Source organism: Streptomyces pseudovenezuelae (assembly GCF_029892565.1).
Taxonomy (GTDB): Bacteria; Actinomycetota; Actinomycetes; order Streptomycetales; family Streptomycetaceae; genus Streptomyces; species Streptomyces pseudovenezuelae_A.
In genome coordinates this window covers 286588-308363 of record NZ_JARXVH010000004.1, presented here as the reverse complement: position 1 = coordinate 308363, position 21776 = coordinate 286588, and the positions used below count along the sequence as shown (strand labels likewise).

19 protein-coding genes are annotated in these 21776 nt (G+C 70.4%); 7 read left to right on the top strand and 12 right to left on the bottom strand.

Annotation, left to right across the window (positions count from 1 at the left end; all coding sequences use genetic code 11):
* Window positions 1-19: 19 nt before the first annotated feature.
* The 4 genes from M2283_RS14210 to M2283_RS14195 form a co-directional block, all read right to left on the bottom strand.
* Window positions 20-430, bottom strand: coding sequence for a Fur family transcriptional regulator (locus M2283_RS14210; RefSeq protein WP_280876544.1), 411 nt, complete (start codon window positions 428-430; stop codon window positions 20-22).
* A 62-nt stretch (window positions 431-492) separates the two neighbouring features.
* Window positions 493-1395: a metal ABC transporter permease gene (locus M2283_RS14205; protein ID WP_280876967.1), complete on the bottom strand. Its 903-nt coding sequence runs from the start codon at window positions 1393-1395 to the stop codon at window positions 493-495.
* A 16-nt stretch (window positions 1396-1411) separates the two neighbouring features.
* A complete protein-coding gene (locus M2283_RS14200; protein WP_432423073.1) occupies window positions 1412-2200 on the bottom strand; it encodes a metal ABC transporter ATP-binding protein in 789 nt (262 codons plus the stop codon).
* Window positions 2201-2208: 8 nt separating this feature from the next.
* The gene (locus M2283_RS14195) at window positions 2209-3168 is read right to left on the bottom strand and encodes a metal ABC transporter substrate-binding protein (RefSeq protein WP_280876543.1); all 960 of its coding nucleotides are present in this window, start codon (window positions 3166-3168) and stop codon (window positions 2209-2211) included.
* 198 nt (window positions 3169-3366) lie between these two features.
* On the opposite strand from M2283_RS14195, the gene M2283_RS14190 reads away from it, so the two are divergent.
* A complete protein-coding gene (locus tag M2283_RS14190) occupies window positions 3367-4749 on the top strand; it encodes a glycine--tRNA ligase (protein ID WP_280876542.1) in 1383 nt (460 codons plus the stop codon).
* Window positions 4750-4823: 74 nt separating this feature from the next.
* Window positions 4824-5435: a LysE family translocator gene (locus tag M2283_RS14185; RefSeq protein WP_280876541.1), complete on the top strand. Its 612-nt coding sequence runs from the start codon at window positions 4824-4826 to the stop codon at window positions 5433-5435.
* A 3-nt stretch (window positions 5436-5438) separates the two neighbouring features.
* Here the strand turns inward: M2283_RS14185 and M2283_RS14180 are convergent, their stop codons facing one another.
* The gene (locus M2283_RS14180) at window positions 5439-6491 is read right to left on the bottom strand and encodes a chitinase (protein ID WP_280876540.1); all 1053 of its coding nucleotides are present in this window, start codon (window positions 6489-6491) and stop codon (window positions 5439-5441) included.
* Window positions 6492-6665: 174 nt separating this feature from the next.
* On the opposite strand from M2283_RS14180, the gene M2283_RS14175 reads away from it, so the two are divergent.
* Genes M2283_RS14175 through M2283_RS14165 form a run of 3 tightly spaced genes read left to right on the top strand, consistent with a single transcriptional unit; the run spans window position 6666 to window position 9417 of the window.
* Window positions 6666-7679 carry an aldo/keto reductase gene (locus M2283_RS14175; protein WP_280876539.1) on the top strand — a complete coding sequence of 338 codons (1014 nt, stop codon included), beginning with the start codon at window positions 6666-6668 and terminating at the stop codon, window positions 7677-7679.
* Between the two features lie 26 nt (window positions 7680-7705).
* Window positions 7706-8296, top strand: a complete 591-nt coding sequence (locus tag M2283_RS14170) for a TetR family transcriptional regulator (protein ID WP_280876538.1) — start codon at window positions 7706-7708, stop codon at window positions 8294-8296.
* Between the two features lie 11 nt (window positions 8297-8307).
* Entirely contained in the window at window positions 8308-9417 is a 1110-nt protein-coding gene (locus tag M2283_RS14165) for an NAD(P)/FAD-dependent oxidoreductase (protein WP_280876537.1), read from the top strand.
* Window positions 9418-9421: 4 nt separating this feature from the next.
* On the opposite strand, the gene M2283_RS14160 is transcribed toward M2283_RS14165, so the two are convergent.
* From M2283_RS14160 to M2283_RS14150, 3 genes are all read right to left on the bottom strand, one after another.
* Complete coding sequence (locus M2283_RS14160; RefSeq protein ID WP_280876536.1) at window positions 9422-10588, bottom strand: serine hydrolase domain-containing protein; 1167 nt, start codon at window positions 10586-10588, stop codon at window positions 9422-9424.
* A gap of 84 nt (window positions 10589-10672) precedes the next feature.
* Entirely contained in the window at window positions 10673-10879 is a 207-nt protein-coding gene (locus M2283_RS14155) for a hypothetical protein (RefSeq protein ID WP_280876535.1), read from the bottom strand.
* A 124-nt stretch (window positions 10880-11003) separates the two neighbouring features.
* Entirely contained in the window at window positions 11004-12428 is a 1425-nt protein-coding gene (locus M2283_RS14150; protein WP_280876534.1) for an MFS transporter, read from the bottom strand.
* A 102-nt stretch (window positions 12429-12530) separates the two neighbouring features.
* Between M2283_RS14150 and M2283_RS14145 the strand changes: the two genes are divergently transcribed.
* On the top strand, window positions 12531-13460 hold the full coding sequence (locus M2283_RS14145; protein ID WP_432423072.1) for a helix-turn-helix transcriptional regulator: 930 nt from the start codon (window positions 12531-12533) through the stop codon (window positions 13458-13460).
* 40 nt (window positions 13461-13500) lie between these two features.
* Here the strand turns inward: M2283_RS14145 and M2283_RS14140 are convergent, their stop codons facing one another.
* A complete protein-coding gene (locus M2283_RS14140; RefSeq protein WP_280876533.1) occupies window positions 13501-14946 on the bottom strand; it encodes an MFS transporter in 1446 nt (481 codons plus the stop codon).
* Between the two features lie 118 nt (window positions 14947-15064).
* Between M2283_RS14140 and dusB the strand changes: the two genes are divergently transcribed.
* Entirely contained in the window at window positions 15065-16207 is a 1143-nt protein-coding gene (gene dusB / locus M2283_RS14135; protein WP_280876532.1) for a tRNA dihydrouridine synthase DusB, read from the top strand.
* Window positions 16208-16374: 167 nt separating this feature from the next.
* Here dusB and M2283_RS14130 read toward each other — a convergent pair whose 3' ends face one another.
* The 3 genes from M2283_RS14130 to M2283_RS14120 form a co-directional block, all read right to left on the bottom strand.
* Entirely contained in the window at window positions 16375-18000 is a 1626-nt protein-coding gene (locus tag M2283_RS14130) for a CDP-alcohol phosphatidyltransferase (protein WP_280876964.1), read from the bottom strand.
* 360 nt (window positions 18001-18360) lie between these two features.
* Entirely contained in the window at window positions 18361-20298 is a 1938-nt protein-coding gene (locus M2283_RS14125) for an amylo-alpha-1,6-glucosidase (RefSeq protein WP_280876531.1), read from the bottom strand.
* Window positions 20295-21737, bottom strand: coding sequence for an MGH1-like glycoside hydrolase domain-containing protein (locus tag M2283_RS14120; protein ID WP_280876530.1), 1443 nt, complete (start codon window positions 21735-21737; stop codon window positions 20295-20297). The genes M2283_RS14125 and M2283_RS14120 overlap by 4 nt, the downstream gene beginning before the upstream one ends.
* Window positions 21738-21776: the final 39 nt, after the last annotated feature.

The window sequence follows — 21776 nt, the reverse complement described above, 5'->3', positions numbered from 1 at the left end:
TCCCACGGCGCCCAACCGCTCAACCCGCGGAGCAGTCCGCGCAGGTACCGAAGATCTCCACCGTGTGGGCCACGTTGACGTACCCGTGCTCGGCCGCGATCGCCTCCGCCCACTTCTCCACCGCCGGGCCCTCGACCTCGACGGCCTTGCCGCAGACGCGGCAGACCAGGTGGTGGTGGTGATCGCCGGTGGAGCAGCGGCGGTAGACGGACTCGCCGTCGGAGGTGCGCAGGACGTCGACCTCGCCGGCGTCGGCGAGGTTCTGGAGGGTGCGGTAGACCGTGGTCAGGCCGACCGAGTCGCCCTTGTGCTTGAGCATGTCGTGCAGTTCCTGCGCGCTGCGGAACTCGTCCACCTCGTTGAGCGCCGCCGACACGGCGGCACGTTGCCGGGTGGAGCGGCCCTTCACGGGCGGTCCTACGGTGGTCACCGGTTGCCTCCTCCACGTCTGAGCGCCTGTCGGGCCATTGTGCCAGCCCGCGCTGTGCGCGGTCAGACGCCGACCTCGTCCCCGGCCCCCCGGGTGGCCGGAATCGCGCACTCCGCCGGATCCCCTGCGGGCCGTGCGGCCGCCGCGGCCCGGGCCCGTCGCCGGGCCACCGGGGCCGCCACCGCGGTCAGCACCAGGAACGCCCCGATGGTCAGCAGCACGATCGTCGCGCCGGGCGGAACGTCCTGGTAGTACGAGGTGACCGTGCCGCCGATGGTCACCGTGACGCCGATCGCCACCGCGATCGCGAAGGTCGCCACGAAACTACGGCTGAGCTGTTGCGCCGCCGCGACCGGCACCACCATCAGCGCGCTCACCAGCAGCAGCCCGACCACCCGCATCGCGACCGTCACGGTCACCGCCGCCGTGATCGCCGTCAGCAGGTTCAGCGCGCGCACCGGCAGCCCGGTGACCCGCGCGAACTCCTCGTCCTGGCTGACCGCGAACAGCTGCCGGCGCAGACCGACGGTGACCAGCACCACGAACCCCGCGAGCAGGCAGATCGCCGTGACGTCCGACTCCGAGACGGTCGACAGGGACCCGAAGAGGTACGAGGTCAGGTTGGCGTTGGAGCCGCCGGGCGCGAGGTTGATGAACATCACGCCGCCTGCCATGCCGCCGTAGAAGAGCATCGCGAGGGCGATGTCGCCGCGGGTCTTGCCGTACCAGCGGATCAGTTCCATCAGGATCGCGCCGACCACCGAGATCAGCGTGGCCATCCACACCGGCGAGGTGTTCAGCAGGAAGCCGAGGCCGACGCCGGTCATCGCCACATGGCCGATGCCGTCGCCCAGCAGGGCCTGACGGCGCTGCACGAGGTAGATGCCGATCGCGGGGGCGGTGATGCCGACCAGGACGGCGGCGAGCAGGGCCCGCTGCATGAAGGCGTAGTCGAGGAAGTCCATTGTCATTGCCGGCCCATCAGCTCAGCAGGCCCGTGCGGACCGGCTCGGTGTCCGCCGACGCGTGCGGGTGTACGTGGTCGTGGCCGGGCAGGGCGTGCTGGCCGAGCGCCTTCGGGGGCGGTCCGTCGTGCAGCACACAGCCGTCGCGCAGGACGACCGCCCGGTCGATCAGGGGCTCCAGGGGGCCCAGTTCGTGCAGGACGAGCAGGACGGTGGCGCCGGCGGCGACCTGTTCGCGCAGGGTGCGCGCCAGCACCTCCTGGCTCGCGAGGTCTACGCCCGCCATCGGCTCGTCCATGATCAGCAGTTCGGGTTCCGGGGCGAGCGCGCGGGCGATCAGCACCCGCTGGTGCTGGCCGCCGGAGAGCTCGTTGACCGAGTCCTTCGCCCGGTCCGCCATGCCGACCAGCTCAAGGGCCCGGCGCACCGCCGCGTGGTCGGCCTTGCGCAGCACCCCGAAGCGGGCCCGGGACAGCCGCCCGGACGCGACGATCTCGGTGACCGTGGCCGGTACTCCGCCCGCGGCCGTGGTGCGCTGCGGTACGTAGCCCACGCGCCCCCAGTCGCGGAAGCGCGCCCGCTCGGTGCCGAACAGCTCGATCTCCCCCGCGCTCACCGGGACTTGGCCGATGAGCGTGCGGATCGCGGTCGACTTGCCGGAGCCGTTGGCGCCGAGCAGCGCGACGACCTCACCGCGGTGCACGGTGAGGTCGATGCCGCGCAGGACGGGGCGCGAGCCCAGCTCGGCGCTCACGCCGCGCAGCGAGATGACGGGCTCGGCCATGTCGTCCTCCGTGCTGATCATGGGGTGGATCATTTACTTCCCAGGGCCGTCTGCAGCGCCTTGAGGTTCGCCTCCTGGACCGAGAAGTAGTCCTTGCCGCGGGACTTGGAGGTGATGCCCTCGATCGGGTCGAGGACGTCGGTCTTCAGGTTCGCGTCGGCGGCGATGGTCTTCGCGGTCTTGTCGCTGACGAGCGTCTCGTAGAACACCGTGGTGACGCCGTCGGCCTTGGCCATCTTCTCAAGGTCCTTCACCCGGGCCGCGCTGGGCTCCGACTCGGGGTCGAGGCCGTTGATGGCCTCCTCGGTCAGGCCGTAGCGCTCGGCGAGGTAGCCGAAGGCGGCGTGCGTGGTGATGAACACCTTCGTCCTGGTGTCGGCCAGCCCGTCCTTGAACTGGGTGTTGAGCGCGCCGAGCTTCTTCACCAGGGCCGCGGTGTTGGTCCTGTAGTCGGCCGCGTGGTCCGGGTCGGCCTTCTCGAAGGCCTTGCCGACGCCCTCGGCGATCTGGGAGTAGCGCACCGGGTCGAGCCAGACGTGCGGGTCGAGGCCGGCCAGCTCGTCGTTCTCGGAGTCGTCGTGCGAGGCCGCGTGGCCGCCGACCTCGTTGCCGTGCTTCTCCAGCGTGGTCAGGGAGGCGGCGTCGATCTTGGTCTTGACCTCGGACTGGGCCACCGCGTCGTCGACGGAGGGCTGGAGGTTCTTGAGGTAGAGCACCGCGTCGGACTCCTGGAGCCGCGCGGTCTGCCGGGCGCTGATCTCCAGGTCGTGCGGCTCCTGGCCGGGCTGGGTCAGGCTGGTGACACTCACGTGGTCCCCGCCTATCCGCTCGGCGAGGTAGGCCATCGGGTAGAACGACGCGACGACGTCGAACTTGTCCGTGTTGGCGGCGGCGGCGCTCTCGTCGGAACAGGCGGAGAGGGTGCCGAGTCCGAGTGCGGTGACGGCGGCGACCGCGACCCCGGATATGTGGTGTCGTCGTACGTTCATGACAGTCATTTTCAACAAATATGGAAACCGTTGTCAACAAGTGCCGGTGAGAGCGACGGTGAGAGCCCGGTGAGAGTGCCGGGCGGGCGTCCTGACTCCCGGACCGATTTGGTTAGGGGGGAGGGCCCGCCGGTACGCTGAAGCATTCGCTCTGAAGCGTCTCGCTTCCTCGTCCGTCGTCGTAATGAAGAGAGCACCGTGGCCGCCGACAAGATCGACACCATCGTCAGCCTGAGCAAGCGCCGTGGCTTCGTATTCCCCTGCAGTGAGATCTACGGCGGCCAGAAGGCCGCCTGGGACTACGGGCCGCTCGGTGTCGAGCTCAAGGAGAACCTGAAGCGCCAGTGGTGGCGCTACATGGTGACGTCGCGCGAGGACGTGGTCGGTATCGACTCGTCCGTCATCCTGGCCCCCGAGGTGTGGGTCGCCTCCGGTCACGTCGCCACCTTCTCGGACCCGCTGACCGAGTGCACCTCGTGCCACAAGCGGTTCCGTGCCGACCACCTGGAAGAGGCGTACGAGGCCAAGCACGGCCGCCCGCCGGCGAACGGCCTCGCGGACGTCAACTGCCCCAACTGCGGCAACAAGGGCCAGTTCACCGAGCCCAAGCAGTTCTCGGGCCTGCTCTCCACCCACCTGGGCCCGACGCAGGACACCGGCTCCGTCGCCTACCTGCGCCCCGAGACCGCCCAGGGCATCTTCACCAACTTCGCCCAGGTGCAGACCACTTCGCGCCGCAAGCCGCCGTTCGGCATCGCGCAGATGGGCAAGTCCTTCCGCAACGAGATCACGCCCGGCAACTTCATCTTCCGCACCCGCGAGTTCGAGCAGATGGAGATGGAGTTCTTCGTCAAGCCGGGCGAGGACGAGAAGTGGCAGGAGTACTGGATGGAGCAGCGCTGGAACTGGTACACCGGCCTGGGCCTGCGCGAGGAGAACATGCGGTGGTACGACCACCCCAAGGAGAAGCTCTCCCACTACTCCAAGCGCACCGCTGACATCGAGTACCGCTTCCAGTTCGGCGGCAACGAGTGGGGCGAGCTGGAAGGCGTCGCCAACCGCACCGACTTCGACCTCAGCGCCCACTCCAAGGCCTCCGGCCAGGACCTCTCCTACTTCGACCAGGAGGCCGGGGAGCGCTGGACGCCGTACGTCATCGAACCGGCGGCCGGTGTCGGCCGCGCGATGCTCGCCTTCCTGCTCGACGCGTACGTCGAGGACGAGGCGCCCAACGCCAAGGGCAAGCTGGAGAAGCGCACGGTGCTGCGCCTGGACCACCGCCTGGCTCCCGTGAAGGTGGCCGTCCTGCCCCTCTCCCGCAACCCGGAGCTGTCCCCGAAGGCCAAGGGCCTCGCCACCGCGCTGCGCCAGAACTGGAACATCGAGTTCGACGACGCCGGCGCGATCGGCCGCCGCTACCGCCGCCAGGACGAGATCGGCACGCCGTACTGCGTGACGGTCGACTTCGACACCCTTGAGGACAACGCGGTGACGGTCCGCGAGCGCGACTCGATGAAGCAGGAACGCGTGTCGCTGGACCAGATCGAGGGCTACCTCGCTGGTCGCCTGATCGGCGCCTAGGGCACAACTGGCCCTGGATGGCGGTGCCGCTTTGGACCTGTAACAGGGCCTGCGGCACCGCGAGGGTGGTCGGCATGAGCATCGCGTTCCTGCTGACCACCCTTGTCGTTGTCGCCACCCCCGGCACCGGCGTCGTCTACACCCTGGCCGCCGGTCTCTCCCGTGGCCGGCGCGCGAGCGTCCTCGCGGCGTTCGCCTGCACGCTCGGGATCGTGCCGCATGTGCTGGCCACCGTCATCGGGCTGGCCGCGCTGCTGAACGCCAGTGCCGCCGCCTTCCAGACCCTCAAGTACGCCGGTGTCGCCTATCTCCTCTACATGGCGTGGGCGACGGTGAAGGACAAGGCGGCGATCGACGTCGACCAGGACGGCGCGCCCCTGTCCGCCGGCCGCGTGATCGTCCGGGGCGTGCTGATCAACATTCTCAACCCGAAGCTGACGATCTTCTTCTTCGCGTTCCTGCCCCAGTTCGTGAGCCCCGGTGAACCCCACTCCGCCGTACGGATGTTGGCGCTCAGCGGTGTCTTCATGCTGGCGACGTTCGTCGTCTTCGCCGCGTACGGCGTTCTCGCGGCCTCCGTCCGCAGTCACGTCACCTCCCGGCCGAGGGTGATGGCGTGGCTGCGGCGGAGTTTCGCGGGGTCGTTCGTGGCGCTGGGGGCGAAGCTCGCCCTCACCGCCCGCTAGAACTCAACGGCCTTGCAGGGACTTCACGTTGTCGCCGAACGTCCAGTTCTTCGAGCCGTCCCAGTTGATCGACCAGGTCATCAGGCCCTTGAGCGAGGTGCCGTAGTGGCGCCAGGCCTGGGAGACCAGGGACGGTGACATGTAGCCGCCGCCCGCGCCCGACTGGGCGGGGAGGCCCGGAACCTGCTTGTCGTAGGGGACCTTGATCGTCGTGCCCTGCACGACCAGGCCCTTGTTGAGGCAGTCGGTCTGGGCGGTGAAGCCCGCCACGGTGCCGGCCGAGTAGGAGTCGCCGGAGCAGCCGTACATGCTGCCGTTGTAGTACTGCATGTTCAGCCACCACAGGCGGCCGTTGTCGGCGTACTTCTTGACGATCGGCAGGTACGCGCCCCAGATCGAGCCGTAGGTGATGCTGCCGCCGGTGACGTACGCGGTCTCCGGGGCCATCGTCAGGCCGAAGTTGGACGGCATCTGGGCCAGGATGCCGTCGATGATGCGGATCAGGTTGGCCTGGGACGTGGAGAGTTGGGTGATACTGCCGCTGCCTACCAGGCCCGTCTCGATGTCGATGTCGATGCCGTCGAAGTTGTACTTCTTCAGGATCGGGACGATCGTCGAGACGAACTTGTTCGCCACGGTGGTCGAGCTGAGGTCGATGCCCGCCGCCGCGCCGCCGATCGACATCAGGATCGTCTGGCCGGAGGCCTTCGCCGCGCACATCTCCGCCGGTGTCGCCACCTTCACGCCCGCGTCCATGCCGTCCTCCCACAGGGCCGTTCCGTCGGAACGGATGACCGGGAAGGCCGCGTTGATCACGTTGTAGCCGTGGGCGGCGATGCGCGAGTCGGTGATCGGGGTCCAGCCGAAGGGCGGGTGGACGCCGTTGGAGGAGCCGTCCCAGTTCTCCCAGTAGCCCTGGAGGACCTTGCCGGCCGGACGGGACTTCACGGCGCAGGTGTCGGCGGCGGACGCGGTGGGGGCGGTGGCGATCGCCAGCGGGGCGAGTACGGCCGTGGTGAGGCCGGCGGCGAGCAGGCGCAGCGTGCGGCGGAGCATGCGGATCCTCCCGGTGGGGGTGCGGTGAGGTGTCGTAGGCATGACAGTGCTGGCACGACAGTGCTCGTGGTCCAGACCTCTCGTCAATAGGTATGGACCATTCTCGGGCCGCTCCGACAAAGGTTGGAATGACAGATATTGAAATCTGTCAGCTGTCATGCCATGGTGGAGTGCATGACGACGACCCCCACTCGAACCCTCGGCACCACCGGCCCCCAGGTCTCCGCTCTCGGCCTCGGCTGCATGGGCATGTCCGCGCTGTACGGCGAAGCGGACCGCGGCGAGGCGATCGCGACCATCCACGCGGCACTCGAAGCGGGCGTGACCCTGCTCGACACCGGCGACTTCTACGCCATGGGCCACAACGAGATGCTGATCGGCGAGGCCCTGCGCACCGCCCCCGCGGCCCGTCGCGAACAGGCGCTCACCAGCGTCAAGTTCGGCGGGCTGCGCGACCCGGACGGCGGCTGGACCGGCTACGACGGCCGGCCCGCCGCCGTGAAGAACTTCGCCGCGTACTCGCTCCAGCGGCTCGGCGTCGACCACATCGACGTCTACCGCATCGCCCGGGTCGACCCGGACGTGCCGATCGAGGAGACGGTCGGCGCGATCGCGGAGCTGGTCGAGAAGGGGCACGTACGCCACATCGGCCTCAGCGAGGCGAGTGCGGACGCCATCCGGCGGGCCGCCGCCACCGCGCCCATCGCCGACCTGCAGATCGAGTACGCGATCGTCACCCGTGACATCGAGCGGGAGATCCTGCCGACCACCCGCGAGCTGGGCATCGGCATCACGGCGTACGGTGTGCTCTCCCGCGGTCTGATCTCCGGCCACTTCACGCAGGACCGGCAGCTCGGGGCGACGGACTTCCGTTCCTTCTCGCCCCGCTTCCAGGGCGACAACCTCCGCCGCAACCTCGAACTCGTCGAGGCGCTGCGCAAGATCGCCGAGCAGAAGGGCGTGACGGTCGCGCAGATCGCCATCGCCTGGGTCCTCTCGCGCGGCGAGGACATCGTGCCGCTGGTCGGCGCCCGCACCCGGGAGCGGCTGACCGAGTCGCTGGGCGCGCTGGACGTCACGCTGGAGGCGGCGGACCTGGCGGCGATCGAGGAGGCGGTGCCGGCGGGCGCGGCCGCGGGCACCCGCTACCCGGCCGTGCAGATGGCACATCTGGGCACCGAGCAGTGATCCTGCCTGCGGGTACCGTCTAGGACATGGCACCGACCACCCCGACCCTGACCGCCGAGCGCATCCTCGAAGCGACCGAGGAGGTGCTGCGCCGCCACGGCCCGGCCAAGGCCACCGTGGTGGACGTCGCCCGCGCGCTCGGCGTCAGCCATGGCAGCGTCTACCGGCACTTCCGTACGAAGGCCGCGCTGCGGGAGGCGGTGACCCAGCGGTGGCTGGACCGGACGGCCGAGGCGCTGTCGGGGATCGTCGCCGAGACCGACCGGGACCCGGAGACCCGCCTGCGCGACTGGCTCGCGGGCCTGTTCGCGGCCAAGCGGCGCAAGGCGGGCGCCGATCCGGAGCTGTTCGCCACCTACAGCGTCCTTGCGACCGAGCACGGCGGAGTCGTCAGCGACCATCTCACCGAGCTGACCGAGCAGTTGACCCGGATCATCCAGGCGGGCGTCGACACCGGCGCGTTCACCACCGCCGACCCCCTCACCTCCGCCACCGCCGTCTTCCAGGCCACGGGCCGCTTCCACGACCCCGGTTACGCCAAGGAATGGGAACAGCCGGGCGCGCAGGGGGAGTTCGAGGCGGTCGTGGACCTGTTGGTGCGGGGCCTGCGGGGGTGAGAATCGGGTCCGTGGAGCGGACTCGACGCATTGCCGTCATCGGAGTGGGCGTCCTCGGAGCCTGCGTGGGCTGGAACCTGTCCCGGCAGGGCGCCGAGGTGGTCCTCATCGACGCGGGTCGGCCCGGGGAAGGGGTCACCGACTGGTCCTTCTCGTGGGCCAACGCCAGCAACAAGACCGTGCGCAGGTCCTACTTCGACCTGAACGTCGCGGGCCTGGCGGCGCACCGCGAGCTGGCCGCGACCATCGGCCCGGACTCGTGGTGGTATCCAACTGGTCACCTGCGCTGGGCGGATGACCCCGCGGCCGAGGCGAAGTTCCTGGAAACGGCCGAGCTGCTGGTCAGTTGGGACTACCGGGTCGAGATGTCCACGGGGGCCGAGGTGCGCCGCCGCCTCGAACCCGCTCTCGCGCTGCCCGACGAGGTTCCCGTCCTCTTCTACCCCGACGAGGCCTGGGTGCACGGACGTCATCTCGTCGGCCGCCTGGTCGGCCAAGCCGTCGCGGCCGGCGCCGAGTTGAGGTCCGGCACCGAGGTCCGTGACATCGGCACCGACGCCGACGGGGGCGTCCGGACCGTCGCTCTGTCCGACGGGAGCAGTCTCGATGTCGACGTCGTCGTGAACGCGGCGGGTCCCAACGCCTCCCACGTCGCCGGGCTCGTCGCACGGCACCTGCCGATGCGCCGGGAACCCGGCGTCGTCACCCGGATCGACTGTGCCCCGGTCCCGATCCACCGGGCCATGCACGCGCCGCACATCGAGATCCGACCTGACGGAGACGGATCGATGGTCCTGCACAGCCGCGAGATCGACGCACTCATCGACACCGGCGAGGAGCCGGCGGAACTCGCCCGGCTGCTCCACGAATCGGTGCGGCAGGTCGTTCCCGAGCTCGCCGACTCCCGCATCGCGCAAGCACGGGTGGCCGAGCGGCCCATCCCGGCCGACGGCTTCCCCTCGGTGGGAGCGGTGCCGTCGGTGCCGGGCTACTACGAGGCCGTCTCCCACAGCGGCATCACGCTCGGGCCGGTGCTCGGGCGGCTGCTCGCCGCGGAGATCCTCGGCGGGGAGAGCGACGAACTGCTCGCGGACTTCCGTCCGGAGCGGTTCTCCGACTAGGACCTCACCAGGTGGACAGGCCCTGGCCCTCCGCCGCGCTCGCCCAGAACTCCCGCATCAGCGGTGTCGGGGTCGGGCTGGTCATCGCCACCTGGGTCAGCAGGACCGTCACCGTGCCCGTCGGGGGGACGACGTGGGCCGCCGTGCCCGTGCCGCCGACCCAGCCGTAGCGGCCGGGGACGTTCCAGGGGTCCACGGGGGTGACGTCGACCTGACCGCCGTAGCCCCAGCCCTGGCCCTCCAGGAACAGGGCCGAGGCGTCGCGCTGGGCCGCGGTGAGGTGGTTGGTGGTCATGCGGCTCACGGAGGTGGGGGTGAGGACCGGGGTGCCGTCCGGTGCCGCGCCGGCGTTCGCGAGCATCCGGCCGAAGGCCAGCAGGTCGTCGGCCGTCGAGACCAGTCCGCCGGCGCCCGAGGGGAAGGCCGGGGGCCGGCTGAAGCCGCCGTCCGGGGTGTCGGCCTGCTCCAGCGTGCCGTTCTCGCCCGGGGTGTAGGCGGTGGTGAAGCGGGCCCGCTTCGGCTCCGGCACCGTGAACGCCGTGTCCGTCATGCCCAGCGGCTTGAAGAACCGCTCCGCCAGGAAGTCGGGGAAGGTCGAGCCCGAGGCGCGGGCGACCAGGACGCCCTGGATGTCCGAGCAGGTGTTGTAGAGCCACGCGGCGCCCGGCTGGCGCACCATCGGGATCCGGGACAGGGCGGCGAGCCACTCGTCGGGGCCGGGCTGGAGGTAGGGGGCGCGGCCGTCCTGCTGGAACGCGAGCAGCGTCTGGACGGCCGACAGGGAGAAGTCGTCCGGGAATCCCCAGCCGGCCCGGAAACTCAGCAGGTCCTCGACCGTGATCGGGCGCTCCGCCGGGACCACGTCCTCGACCGGCGAGGAGGGCGTGCGGACCACCGTCGGCTTCGCCAGCTCCGGCAGCCACTCCTCCACCGGGGCGTCCAGTGCGAGGCGCCCGTCCTCCACCAGCGCCAGCACCGCCGCCGCCGTGACCGGCTTGCTGACCGAGGCGATCCGGAAGATCGAGTCGCGGGCCATCGGGGCGGTGCCTTCGACGTCGACGGAGCCGACGGTCACCACCTCGACGTCGTCGCCGCGGGCCACCAGGCCCACCGCCCCCGGCACGGTGCCGTCGTCGACGCGTCGCCGCAGGGTGTCGTGGAGAGAGCTCATCGGTCGGCCTTCCGGTCCGGGGAGTCGTATCGGATACGACTCTCCTCGCCCCACGAACTCATCGCTCCCTCAGCCCTCGGTTCCTCAGCCCCCGGACGGATCCACCGTCGCCTGGTGTGCCTCGGCCAGGTGTTCCTCCGCCTTCAGCCAGGGCAGGAACTGCGCGTTCTTCTTCCAGCCGCAGGTGTCGCACACGATCGTGCGCTGCGCGCCCTTGCGCTGCACGCGGACGACATGTTCCCGCCCGTGCTGGTCCCAGCGGCTCACCTTGCTCGTGTTGATCTGCAACATGCGCCTCGCCTCCGCTCAGGAGCCTCCGGCAAGGAGTGTGCAGCAATATCAACATCAACGGGAGTTTCTTCACGGCAAGTTCGTCGAACTGTGAGGTACGGCGCTCCCAACTGCGCCTCCCCGCTCAGCCGATGGTCCTCGGCAGCCGCAGACTGAGCAGTCCCGTCAGTGCCACGCCGGCCAGTTGCACCAGCAGCGTGGCGACCAGTGCGTCCCGCATGCCCATCCCCGGGACCAGGGACAGGAACAGCGTGCCGAGGGTGGCGACGCCGAGCGCGAGCGAGGACTGCTGGGTCGTCAGCATGACCCCGCTGCCGACGCCGGCCCGTGCGGACGGCACCTCCGACATCACGATCCGGAAGATCACGGGGAGTTGGAGGGCCTGCCCGATACCGGCGACCGCCCCGCCGGGCAGCAGGGTCACGAAGTCCAGGTGGGGCCAGGAGTGCCGGGCGGCCAGGATCATCAGGACCAGGCCGATGCCCTGGAGCAGCGAGCCCGCCGTCACCACCCGCGTCCCGTACCGGCCGACCAGCCGCGGTCCCGCGATGGAGGCGAAGAAGAACGTCACCGCGAGCGGTACGAGGGCCAGCCCCGCCCGCACCGGACCGAGCCCGGCGCCCCGCTGCAGCGCCATCGCGATCACGAACATGAAGCCGCTGAAGCCGCACGCGAACGGCACGATCAGCACCAACCCACGCCGCAGCGAGGTGAGTTCGAACAGGCTCGGCGGGACCAGCGGCGTCCGCCCGCGCCGGTCCGCCCGGCGCTCCACCGCGTAGAACGTCCACGCCAGGAACGGGAACGCGGCCAGCGACAGCCACGTCCACAGCGGCCAGCCCGCCGACCGGCCCTCCGTCAGCGGGGCCAGCAGCGCGAGCAGCGTGGCCGCCAGCAGGACCGTGCCGGGCCCGTCCACCGGCTCCGGCCGCTGGGCCCGGGTCTCGGGAACCGCACGGGCCGCCAGGATCAGGCCCACGACGACCACGGGGACGTTCACGAGGAACACCGAGCGCCAGCCGGTGCCGGCGATGTCGGCGGCGACCAGGACGCCACCGAGGATCTGCCCGGCCACCATGGACAGTCCGGCCGTCGCGCCGTAGAGGCCCATCGCCTTGGCGCGGCGCGGTCCGGCGGTGGCCGACTGGATGGTGGCGAGCACCTGCGGCAGCATCGCGGCGGACGCGGCGCCCTGCGCGACCCGGGCCGCGACCAGCGTCCACGCGGTCGGCGCGAGCCCGCAGGCCAGCGAGGTCAGGCCGAACGCGGCCATGCCGCCCAGGAACAGCCGGCGGCGGCCGAAGAGGTCGCCGAGCCGGCCGCCGAGGACCAGCAGCACGGCGTACGCGAGTCCGTACCCGGCGACGACGAGCTCCAGCACGGACTCGCTCGCGGCGAGGTCGTGGCCGATGCTGGGCAGGGCGACGTTGACGATGAAGAAGTCGATGAGGGGCAGTGCCGCGGCCAGCAGCACCGTGAACAGGCCTAGGCCGCCCAGCGCGGGTGGCGCGGGGGTCCCGGTCCGGTGGGAAGTGAGGGTTTCGGTCACGGTGACGAGCCTGCGCCCACGCGCAGAGTGGTACCAGAGTCTTCTTATCCTGGTAGCGGAACCACCTGGCAACAGGGTACGGGGCGAGGCACGCTGGAGGGTATGACGACCATGGCCCAGGATCTGACGCCACTCGACGGCACGGCCCCGCCGCCGCGCGGTGCGGCCGTGTCGGCGATCCGCCGGCACGAACTCGCCGCCTTCCTGCGCCACCGGCGCGAGCACATCACCCCGGAGCAGGTCGGTCTGGTGCGCGGCTCGCGCCGCCGCACGCCCGGACTGCGGCGCGAGGAGGTCGCCCACCTCTCCGCGGTCGGCGTCACCTGGTACACGTGGCTCGAACAGGCCCGGGACATCCAGGTCTCCGTGCAGGTCCTGGACGCCCTGGCCCGCACCCTGCTGCTCGACCCGAGCGAGCGGGCCCACCTCTTCCAGCTCGCCGGCGCGATCGACCCGACGCCGGCCACGTCCTGCCCGTCGATCACCCCGGGCCTGCGCGCCGTCCTCGACCAGCTCGAACCGGTCCCGGCCTGCGTGCAGAACAGCCGGTACGACATCCTCGCCTACAACCGCACGTACGGACTGCTGCTGTGCGACCTGGCCGAGGTGCCCGCCGAGGACCGCAACTGCATGATCCTCTCCTACACCAACCCGGACTGGCAGTCCTCGATCGTGCACCTCGCGGACGCCCAGCGCACGATGGCCGCCCGCTTCCGCGCCACGATGGCGGGCCACCTCGCCGAGCCCGCCTGGAAGACCCTCCTCAAGCGGCTGCGCGCCGAGTCCGAGGACTTCTGCGAGGCCTGGGAGCGGCACGAGATCGTCGAACACCGCGGCAAGCGCAAGGAGTTCCGCAACAGGTACGTCGGCCGCGTCACCGTCCACCACACGGACCTGTGGCTCGGTCCGGAGGTCGGTCCGCGCATGGTCACCTACCTGCCGGTGGACGAGGAGTCGCGGCGGCGGCTGGAGCGGCTGCACGAGATCGCGGTGGAGAAGGCCGGGGAGAGGGAGACCGGGGCTGTGCGCTGACCGCGGGTCGTCGTGGGTGGCGGTGAGTGGTCGCGTCTTGTTACGCGCTGACCCTCGCCGCTTCGCGTACCTCGATCGACTCCAGCTGTTCTGCCGTCCGTTCCGCCGTCCCCCGCGCCCAGCGCCCGCTCGTCAGCAGCCCGAGCCCGAGCACCGTGGCTCCGCAGCCGACGAGGATCCACCAGCCCGGCACCGAGGCCGACACGAAGGTGGTCTTGTACGACGACGCGTCGATGCCCGACGCCAGCACCGCGCCGATCACCGCGACGCCCAGCGTCTGCCCTAGCTGGCGGCTCGTGGAGGCGACCGCGGCGGCCACGCCGGCCTGGGCCCGCGGCATCCCCGACACCGCCGTGTTGGTGATCGGCGCGTTCACGAAACCGAAGCCGATGCCGAACACGGCGTAGCCGATGAACAGGGTCGCGTTCGAGGTCTCCGCGTCGAACGCCGCGAACATCACCGCGCTCACCGTCATCGCCGTCCCCGCGATCAGCAGCGAGAGCCGCGGCCCCCGGCTGCCGACCAGCCGCCCGGACACCGGTGCGCACAGGAACATCGGCACCGCCATCGGCAGCATCCACAGTCCGGCGTGCAGGGCGCTCAGGCCGCGCACGTTCTGCAGGTACAGCGTCGACAGGAACAGGAAGCCGCCCAGCGCCGCGAACGCCCCGATCGCGATCACGGTGGCGCCGCTGAACGGGGCCGAGCGGAAGAAGCGCAGGTCGATGAGGGGTTCGTCGCGGCGCGGCTCGTAGCGCAGGAGTCCGAGGAGCGCGGCCAGCGCGATCGCCGCGAACGGCAGCACGGTCGTCATGCCGGAGGTCGGTGCCTCGATGATCGCGTACGTCAGTGAACCGAACAGGGCGATGACCAGGAACTGGCCGACCGGGTCGGGGCGGCGGGCCTTGGGGGCGCGGGACTCGGGGACGTAGCGCAGGGTCAGCAGCAGGGCCGCGAGGCCCACCGGGAGGTTGGTCCAGAAGATCGAGCGCCAGCCGATCGAGTCCACCAGTACGCCGCCGATCAGCGGGCCCGCCGCCATCGATATGCCGACCACCGCGCCCCACACACCGATCGCCTTGGCGCGCTCCCGCGGGTCGGTGAACGTGTTGGTGATGATCGACATCGCGACCGGGTTGAGCATCGAGCCGCCGACCGCCTGGATCATGCGGAAGGCGATCAGCGCGTCGAGGTTCGGGGCGAGGGAGCAGAGCAGTGAGCCGAGGCTGAAGACCACCAGGCCCACCATGAACACGCGCTTGCGGCCGATCCGGTCCGCCGTCGAGCCCGCCAGCATCAGCAGCGAGGCCAGGACCAGGGTGTACGCGTCGATCGTCCACTGGAGGCCGGCCGTACTCGCGTGCAGTTCGTCCTGCATCGAGGGGAGGGCGACGTTCAGGATGGTGACGTCGAGGCTCACGATCAGCAGGCTCATGCAGCAGATCGCGAGCACCAGCATGCGGCGGCGGGGGCTGAGCTCGGGCATGCGTTCCATCGTACGCTCACGTCGATAGTGTGTCTAACTAATGACCGTTACAAGATCTTGCCTCGGGCACTCTTCTTTCTCGCCGCGGGCACTCTTCCGCGTGCGTGACAATGGAGGAATGTCCACGACCGCCGCGCCCCTGCAGATCGGGCCGCACATCGTTCAGCCGCCCGTCGTCCTGGCTCCCATGGCCGGGATCACCAACGCGCCCTTCCGCACGCTGTGTCGGGAGTTCAGCGGGGGGAAGGGGCTGTTCGTCAGCGAGATGATCACTACTCGGGCGCTGGTCGAGCGCAACGAGAAGACCATGCAGCTGATCCACTTCGACGCGACGGAGACGCCTCGCTCGATTCAGCTGTACGGGGTTGATCCGGCGACGGTGGGCAAGGCCGTGCGGATGATCGCGGAGGAAGGGCTCGCCGATCACATCGACCTCAACTTCGGGTGCCCGGTTCCCAAGGTGACGAGGAAGGGTGGCGGGTCCGCGCTTCCGTACAAGCGGAACCTGCTGCGGGCGATCCTGCGCGAGGCCGTGTCGGGGGCCGGGGACCTGCCGGTCACGATGAAGATGCGCAAGGGGATCGACGACGACCACATCACGTACCTCGACGCGGGGCGTATCGCTGTCGAGGAGGGGGTCACGGCGATCGCGTTGCACGGGCGTACGGCTGCTCAGCACTACGGCGGCACGGCCGACTGGGAGGCGATTGCTCGGTTGAAGGAGCACGTGCCGGAGATTCCCGTGCTCGGCAACGGGGACATCTGGTCGGCCGAGGACGCGCTGCGGATGGTGCGGGAGACGGGTGTCGACGGGGTTGTCGTGGGGCGTGGGTGCCTTGGGCGGCCTTGGCTGTTCGCGGATCTGGTGGCCGGGTTCGAGGGGCGTACGGGGGATGTCGCGCGGCCGTCGTTGCGCGTGGTCGCCGATGTGATGGTCCGTCACGCGACGTTGCTCGGTGAGTGGATCGGCGACGAGGCGCGGGGCGTCATCGACTTCCGTAAGCATGTCGCTTGGTACTTGAAGGGGTTCGCGGTCGGGAGCGAGATGCGGAAGCGGCTTGCCGTTACGTCGTCTCTGGCCGAACTGCGGGCCGGGCTGGACGAGTTGGAGCTCGACCAGGCTTGGCCGGTCGGGGCGGACGGGCCGCGTGGGCGTACCTCGGGGAACAACCGGGTTGTGCTGCCGGATGGTTGGCTCAAGGACCCGTACGACTGTGCCGGGTTGAGCGAGGATGCGGAGCTGGACACGTCTGGAGGGTGACGGGTCCGCGCTCACGGGTGGGGAGTGGGTCGGGGCCGGGCCGGGGTGTGTGCACTGCTTGATGCCGGTTCCGCTAACTCAGCCCGTCCGGCGTTTGAGGACGAGGCCCCTTCAGGGCCGATGGGGGTCCAGGGGGCGGAGCCCCCTGGAGGGTGAGTGGACTGCGGTCAGCTCTTCTTCGGGTGGGGAGTGGAGCCGTACGCCGTAAGGAACTTGTCCCGGAACGCGCTCATCTTCCAGACAGGGGCGTTGTGGGCGGGGCGGAGGCCGTCGGACCAGTTCCAGTCGGCGATCTTGTCGAGGACCTTCGGATCCTTGGCGACGATGGAGATCGGGACGTCACGGCTGGCGTGGTCACCGCTGACCCGGGCGATGGGCTGGTGGTCGCCGAGGAAGACCAGGACCGTGTTCTCGTCGCCGTACCGCTCCATCCACTGGGTGAGCGCGGTCACCGAGTACTGGACCGACTTGCCGTACTCCTCACGGGACTTGGTGGGGTTCGTGATGACGTCGGAGGCCTTCTTGCCGGCCTTCTGGATGGCGTTGAAGACCGAGCCGTCGCCGAGCTTGTCCCAGTCGACCATCTTCGGGATCGGCGCCCAGGGCTGGTGACTTGAGGTCAGGATGATCTCCGACATCAGCGGCTTGTCGCGCTTCTTGCTGTGCTCCAGCTTCTGGTACGCCTCCAGGGCGTACTGGTCCGGCATCGTGGACCAGCTGAACTTCGGGCCCTTGTAGCCCAGTTGGAAGGCGTTGCGGACCGATTCGAGGCCGTAGTACTGCTGCTCCGGCCACGCCTTCTGCACACCCGGCATGATCCCGACCGTGTCCCAGTCGCCCGTCTTCTGGAACGCCTTGGTGAGGCTGAGGTGGTCGCTCGCCATCACCGTGCGGTAGCGCTGCTGGTTGTCGATCCACAGGCCCGACATCGTGGTCGAGTGGCCGAGCCAACTGCTGCCGCCGTACGTCGCCGAGGTCAGCCACCCGCTCTTCGCGTGGAAGCCGGCCTTGGCGAGGGCTTTGGTGCTCACGTCCAGCGTCTTGTCCACTCCGGGCGCCATGATCGGGTCCTCGATCGCGCTGCGGCCGTAGCTCTCGATGAAGGTGAAGACCATGTCCTTGCCGCGCAGGTCGGGCACGAGTTGAGAGGGCGGCGTGTTCCCGAACGCGTCGACCTTCGCCACCTTCTGGAACTCCGCCTCGTCCCGCAACGTGTCCTGCACCCGCCGCACCTGGACACTCAGGGCCGCCGCGGTCCGGTCGGCGGCGATCGGCACCCCGGAGATCTGCAGACTCAGCGCCGAGCAGAGCACCCAGGCGACGGTGGCTATGAGCGTCGCCCGGGTCGCGACCTGCTTGTTGCGGGAGAGCAGGTTGCTGAGGCGGACCATGGCAAGTGCCATCACGGTGAGCAGTACGACCACCAGGACCACCGCGCCGACGCTCGCGCCGACCGCCACGGCCTTGCCCATCGAGTCCTGGATGTACGCCTGCGCGTCCGGCAGCAGCTCCCAGTCCAGAATCAGGTTGAAGCCCCGGCCCAGGTACTCCAGGAACCCCATGTCCAACAGGTTCACGATCGTCATCGCGCCCAGGGCCACCCCGGACACCGCGGCGACTATGAGCCGCGGCCGGCGGGGTAGCGCCAGCGCCACGGCCGCCCCGAGGATCGCCTCCACCGGAATGCGCGTGAACCGGTCCGGCTGCAGCGCGTTCATCCGGTTCGGCAGCATCAGCGCGCCGAGGACGAGCGCGGCACAGAGGATCGTGATCGTCCAGCGGATGGTGTGCATGGCTGTGGGATGACGGTCGCGGAGCGTCGCTAGGCGGGCCCGCAGCCCCTTCTTCGGCTCGGGCGCACTCGCTTCCGCCCCGGCCTCCGGCTCGACCTCGGGTGACGTGTCCTGGTGGTGACTAAGGCGCGTGAAGACAGGCACCCGAGGGTTCCTTCCGTGCGAGACCTGTGATGCCATCTCGTACGGCCGTCCGTGGAGCGGTGTTCACGGCCGGAGGCAAACACCGGGCAAATGCCCGGTCAACGGTACGGAGAGTGTTTTTAGGGGCGCAGGGCTGTGTCGATATGCGGCTCCGCCGCGTGGGCGCGACCAGCCCCCACCGGCCGGCAGTCGCCCCACAACCCCCTACCCCGTTGCTTACGCGCCCCCCACCGCCGTCAGCAGCGCCAACGGGGCCGCCGCCGAACGAGACTCCCGCACACACGCATGCGGATACGGCACCGGCTCCGAGTGCGTGTCACGGCCGTACCCGGCCAACACCTCCGGCAACCGATGCCCCGTGGCCGTCGCCGCGTCCACCAACGCATGCGCCACCGACCGCGCCTCGTCATGCAACCCGTACCGCGCCAACCCCAGCGTGATCAGCGCGTTGTCGTGCGGCCACACCGACCCGCGGTGGTACGACAGCGGGTGATACGCCGCCTGGCCCGACGCAAGGGTCCGAACTCCCCACCCCGAGAAGAAGTCCGGCTCCAGCAGCCGCCGCCCCACAGCCTCCCCGTACTCCTTGTCCAGCAGGCCGGACCAGAGAAGATGCCCGGCGTCCGACGCCAGCGCGTTGACCTGGCGGCCCTCCCCGTCCAGGGCTAGCGCGGGGAAGTTGAGGTCCCGCATCCAGAAGTCCCGTTGGAAACGGTCCCGGAGATCGCCGGCCGCCTGTTCCAGGAGTGCCGCGTACGTCTCGTCCTCCCAGACGGTGCGTGCGAGCCAGGCCGTGCGGCGCAGGGCGTCGTAGGCGTATCCCTGCGCGCCCGCCGCCATCACCGGTCCGCTCGCCCGGGTGCCGTCGGCGGAGCAGATCGCGCCGGGGGAGTCCTTCCAGTTCTGGTTGGCGAGGCCGCCCTGGTCGGCGCGGTAGACGAGGTAGCCGCGTGAGGTGAGGCCGCCGTGGTCCAGCATCCAGCCGATCGCGGCGCGGGCGTGCGGTTCCAGGCGGCGGGCCAGGGTCGCGTCACCGGTCTGTTCCACGTAGGCGCCGAGGAGGACCAGGAAGAGGGGGGTCGCGTCGACCGAGCCGTAGTACCGGCCGAACGGCACTTGGCCGAAGTGCGCCAACTCCCCGTGCCGTACCTCGTGCACGATCTTGCCGGGCTGCGACACCGAGGTCGGGCCCGTCTCCGTCGCCTGGGTGGCGGCGAGGGCGGGGAGGGTCGCGGCGGCCAGTTGGGGGCGGTAGGGGAGGGTGAAGAGGGAGGTGAGGAGGGCGTCTCGGCCCAGGAGGGTGAGGAACCAAGGGGCTCCGGCGGCCGGGACGCGCAGCTCTTCGCCGTCCGGGCCCGTCGCCGGGACCTGGAGCGAGGCGAGGTCGGCGAGGCCGCGTGCGCAGGCCGCCGCCAGCTCCGGCCAGCCGGTCGGGAAGGGTACGCCCTCCGCGAACTCGCCTTCCAGGGCCAGGAGTTGTTCGTTCATCGCGGCCGGGGACGCCGGTACGCGGCGGGCTCGCTTGTCTCCGTGCGGGCGGGCCATCACCCGTAACGTCAGCTCAGTCGTGCCGTGCGGGGCGAGTTCCAGGGTCCAGACCAGGCGTCGGGCGCCGGTGCCGGTCTCCTCGACGCCGTCCGGGGCGGGCTCCGCCGTCACCGTCGTACACGAGCGCCACTCGCCGCGCTGGTAGCTGAACTCCACGCCGTCGTCCAGGACCTGGCGGGAGCGGGTGGCGCCGATCTTGGTGTAGGTGCGGTGGTCGGAGCGCAGTTCGAACTGGTCGGTGAAGTCGGCGTCCACGGTGATCGCGAGGCGGACCGTGGTGGGGGACGGGCGGTTGCTGGTCACCCGGAGGGACTCGACGAACGCGCCGTCCCCTACTGCCTGTTCGCGGAAGAGCGTGCACTTGGGCGGCTCCTGGCGGCCGCCGCGCGGGACGAGGACACAGCGTGCCGTGTCCCCGTCCGCGACCGGCGTGAGCGACTCCGGCACCGCTCCGTCGACCGTCAGTTGCCAACGGCTCAGGTGCCTCGCGTCCCGCACGAACAGTCCGTCCGGGGAACCGGCCCCTCGGACGCCGCTGATGTCCCCGCCGTCGCCCACGGCCGCGAACGTCCCGCCGTGCACGAGCAGATGATGCCGGTCCGTCATCCCCGTTCCCCTCCCTTGTCCCTCATCTCGAACGTGGCGACGCCCGTGGAGGACACGTCGTGTCCGGGGCGCGAATGGAGCAGATCGAGCGCCAGCGCGGCGGTCCAGCCGAAGCCGAGTGCTCCGCAGGCCTCGCCGGTGTACGGGTCGAGGTACTCCGCGAAGTCGGTGTCGGCCGCGGTGCGCAGGAGCGACTCCCGCAGTGAGTCGGCGGCCGCTTGTTCGCCGTGCACCCGCAGGCCGCTCTCCAGCAGCCAGTTGGTGTTGAACCACGCCGGCCCGCGCCAGTACCGGTGCGGGTCGAAGGCCTCGCCCAGCAGGTCGTAGCTGGGGGTGAGGCGGGTGCTGTCGCCGAGGCCGAAGTGCGGGCCGCGGGTGGTGTGCAGGAGCGTCGTGACGATGTCCCGCGGGAGGCCGGGCAGGAGGAGGGGGATCAGGCCGGAGACGCTGCGCTCGGGGATGAGGGCGCCTTCGTGATCTCCGTCCCGTAGATCCCGGCACAGGAACATGCCGCTCTTCGGGTCCCACAGGCGGTCCACCAGTGCCGTGGTGAGGCGTTCCGCGCGTGCGTGGCGGGCCGTGCCCGTCGCGCCCAGTTCGCGGGCGATGCGGGCCAGGGCGTGCTCCGAGGCGATGAGGAGGGCGTTGAACGCCGGGTCCTCGACCGCGAACTCGCCGCCGCCGTCGGCGTATTCGCGGTCTCGGTAGTCCGTCGCCAGGCGCACGTATCGGCCGTAGTCCAGGTCCGTCGGCCGGTCCTCGGGGGCGCCGTGGTCGAGGTCGGCGCGGCGGAAGGAGCGGGCGGGGGCCGGGGTGACGCGGGCCAACGGGGCGTCCCAGCAGGGGCTGTTGTCCATACCCTGTTCCCAGGGGTGGACCACGGAGGCGAGTCCGCCGCCGCCCAGGTCCCGGCGGTGCAGCAAGTAGCGGTGCCAGGCGGCGAGTCGGGGATACACGCCGGCGAGGAAGCCACGCGCGCGTGAGAGGCCCGGGTCGGCGCTGTGCACCAGCCACGCGGCCAGCGCGTGGACCGGTGGCTGCACGATGCCGGAGGTCTGTACGGTGCGCGGGGCGCCCGCGGTGCGGCCCGCGGTCGAGGAGCGCCAGAAGTCGGGGCTCGGGAAGTACGCGTCGAGCGGGACGGAGGGGTTGAAGACGATGTGCGGGATACGCCCGTCCGCCCACTGGGCGCTCAGCAGCGTCTCCAGCTCCGTCTGGGCCCGTAACGGCGACAGGTGCCGCAGGCCGATCGCGATGAACGCCGAGTCCCACGACCACTGGTGCGGATACAGGCTGCGCGAGGGGACCGTGGACGTGCCCGTCCAGTTGGCCTCCAGCACCCGCGCGGCCCTGCGGTGCAGCGAATCCGGCATCGGGGGTGGATCGTATACAAGCGTGCCCTCGGTGGGGCGGGCGGTGAGTTGGGCAGTGCGATCCACTCGGGGCTCCCCGAAAGACGTTCGGCAGACCGGTTCGGT

Excerpts from the sequence above, each read along its gene's own strand:
- M2283_RS14180 (WP_280876540.1), bottom strand. The coding sequence starts at position 6,491 with ATGCTCCGCCGCACGCTGCGCCTGCTCGCCGCCGGCCTCACCACGGCC.
- M2283_RS14160 (WP_280876536.1), bottom strand. The coding sequence starts at position 10,588 with ATGAGCTCTCTCCACGACACCCTGCGGCGACGCGTCGACGACGGCACC.
- M2283_RS14125 (WP_280876531.1), bottom strand. The coding sequence starts at position 20,298 with ATGACGGACCGGCATCATCTGCTCGTGCACGGCGGGACGTTCGCGGCC.
- M2283_RS14185 (WP_280876541.1), top strand. The coding sequence starts at position 4,824 with ATGAGCATCGCGTTCCTGCTGACCACCCTTGTCGTTGTCGCCACCCCC.
- M2283_RS14140 (WP_280876533.1), bottom strand. The coding sequence starts at position 14,946 with ATGCCCGAGCTCAGCCCCCGCCGCCGCATGCTGGTGCTCGCGATCTGC.
- M2283_RS14205 (WP_280876967.1), bottom strand. The coding sequence starts at position 1,395 with ATGGACTTCCTCGACTACGCCTTCATGCAGCGGGCCCTGCTCGCCGCC.
- M2283_RS14145 (WP_432423072.1), top strand. The coding sequence starts at position 12,531 with ATGACGACCATGGCCCAGGATCTGACGCCACTCGACGGCACGGCCCCG.
- M2283_RS14170 (WP_280876538.1), top strand. The coding sequence starts at position 7,706 with ATGGCACCGACCACCCCGACCCTGACCGCCGAGCGCATCCTCGAAGCG.
- M2283_RS14155 (WP_280876535.1), bottom strand. The coding sequence starts at position 10,879 with ATGTTGCAGATCAACACGAGCAAGGTGAGCCGCTGGGACCAGCACGGG.
- dusB (WP_280876532.1), top strand. The coding sequence starts at position 15,065 with ATGTCCACGACCGCCGCGCCCCTGCAGATCGGGCCGCACATCGTTCAG.
- M2283_RS14195 (WP_280876543.1), bottom strand. The coding sequence starts at position 3,168 with ATGAACGTACGACGACACCACATATCCGGGGTCGCGGTCGCCGCCGTC.
- M2283_RS14175 (WP_280876539.1), top strand. The coding sequence starts at position 6,666 with ATGACGACGACCCCCACTCGAACCCTCGGCACCACCGGCCCCCAGGTC.
- M2283_RS14130 (WP_280876964.1), bottom strand. The coding sequence starts at position 18,000 with ATGCACACCATCCGCTGGACGATCACGATCCTCTGTGCCGCGCTCGTC.
- M2283_RS14200 (WP_432423073.1), bottom strand. The coding sequence starts at position 2,200 with ATGATCAGCACGGAGGACGACATGGCCGAGCCCGTCATCTCGCTGCGC.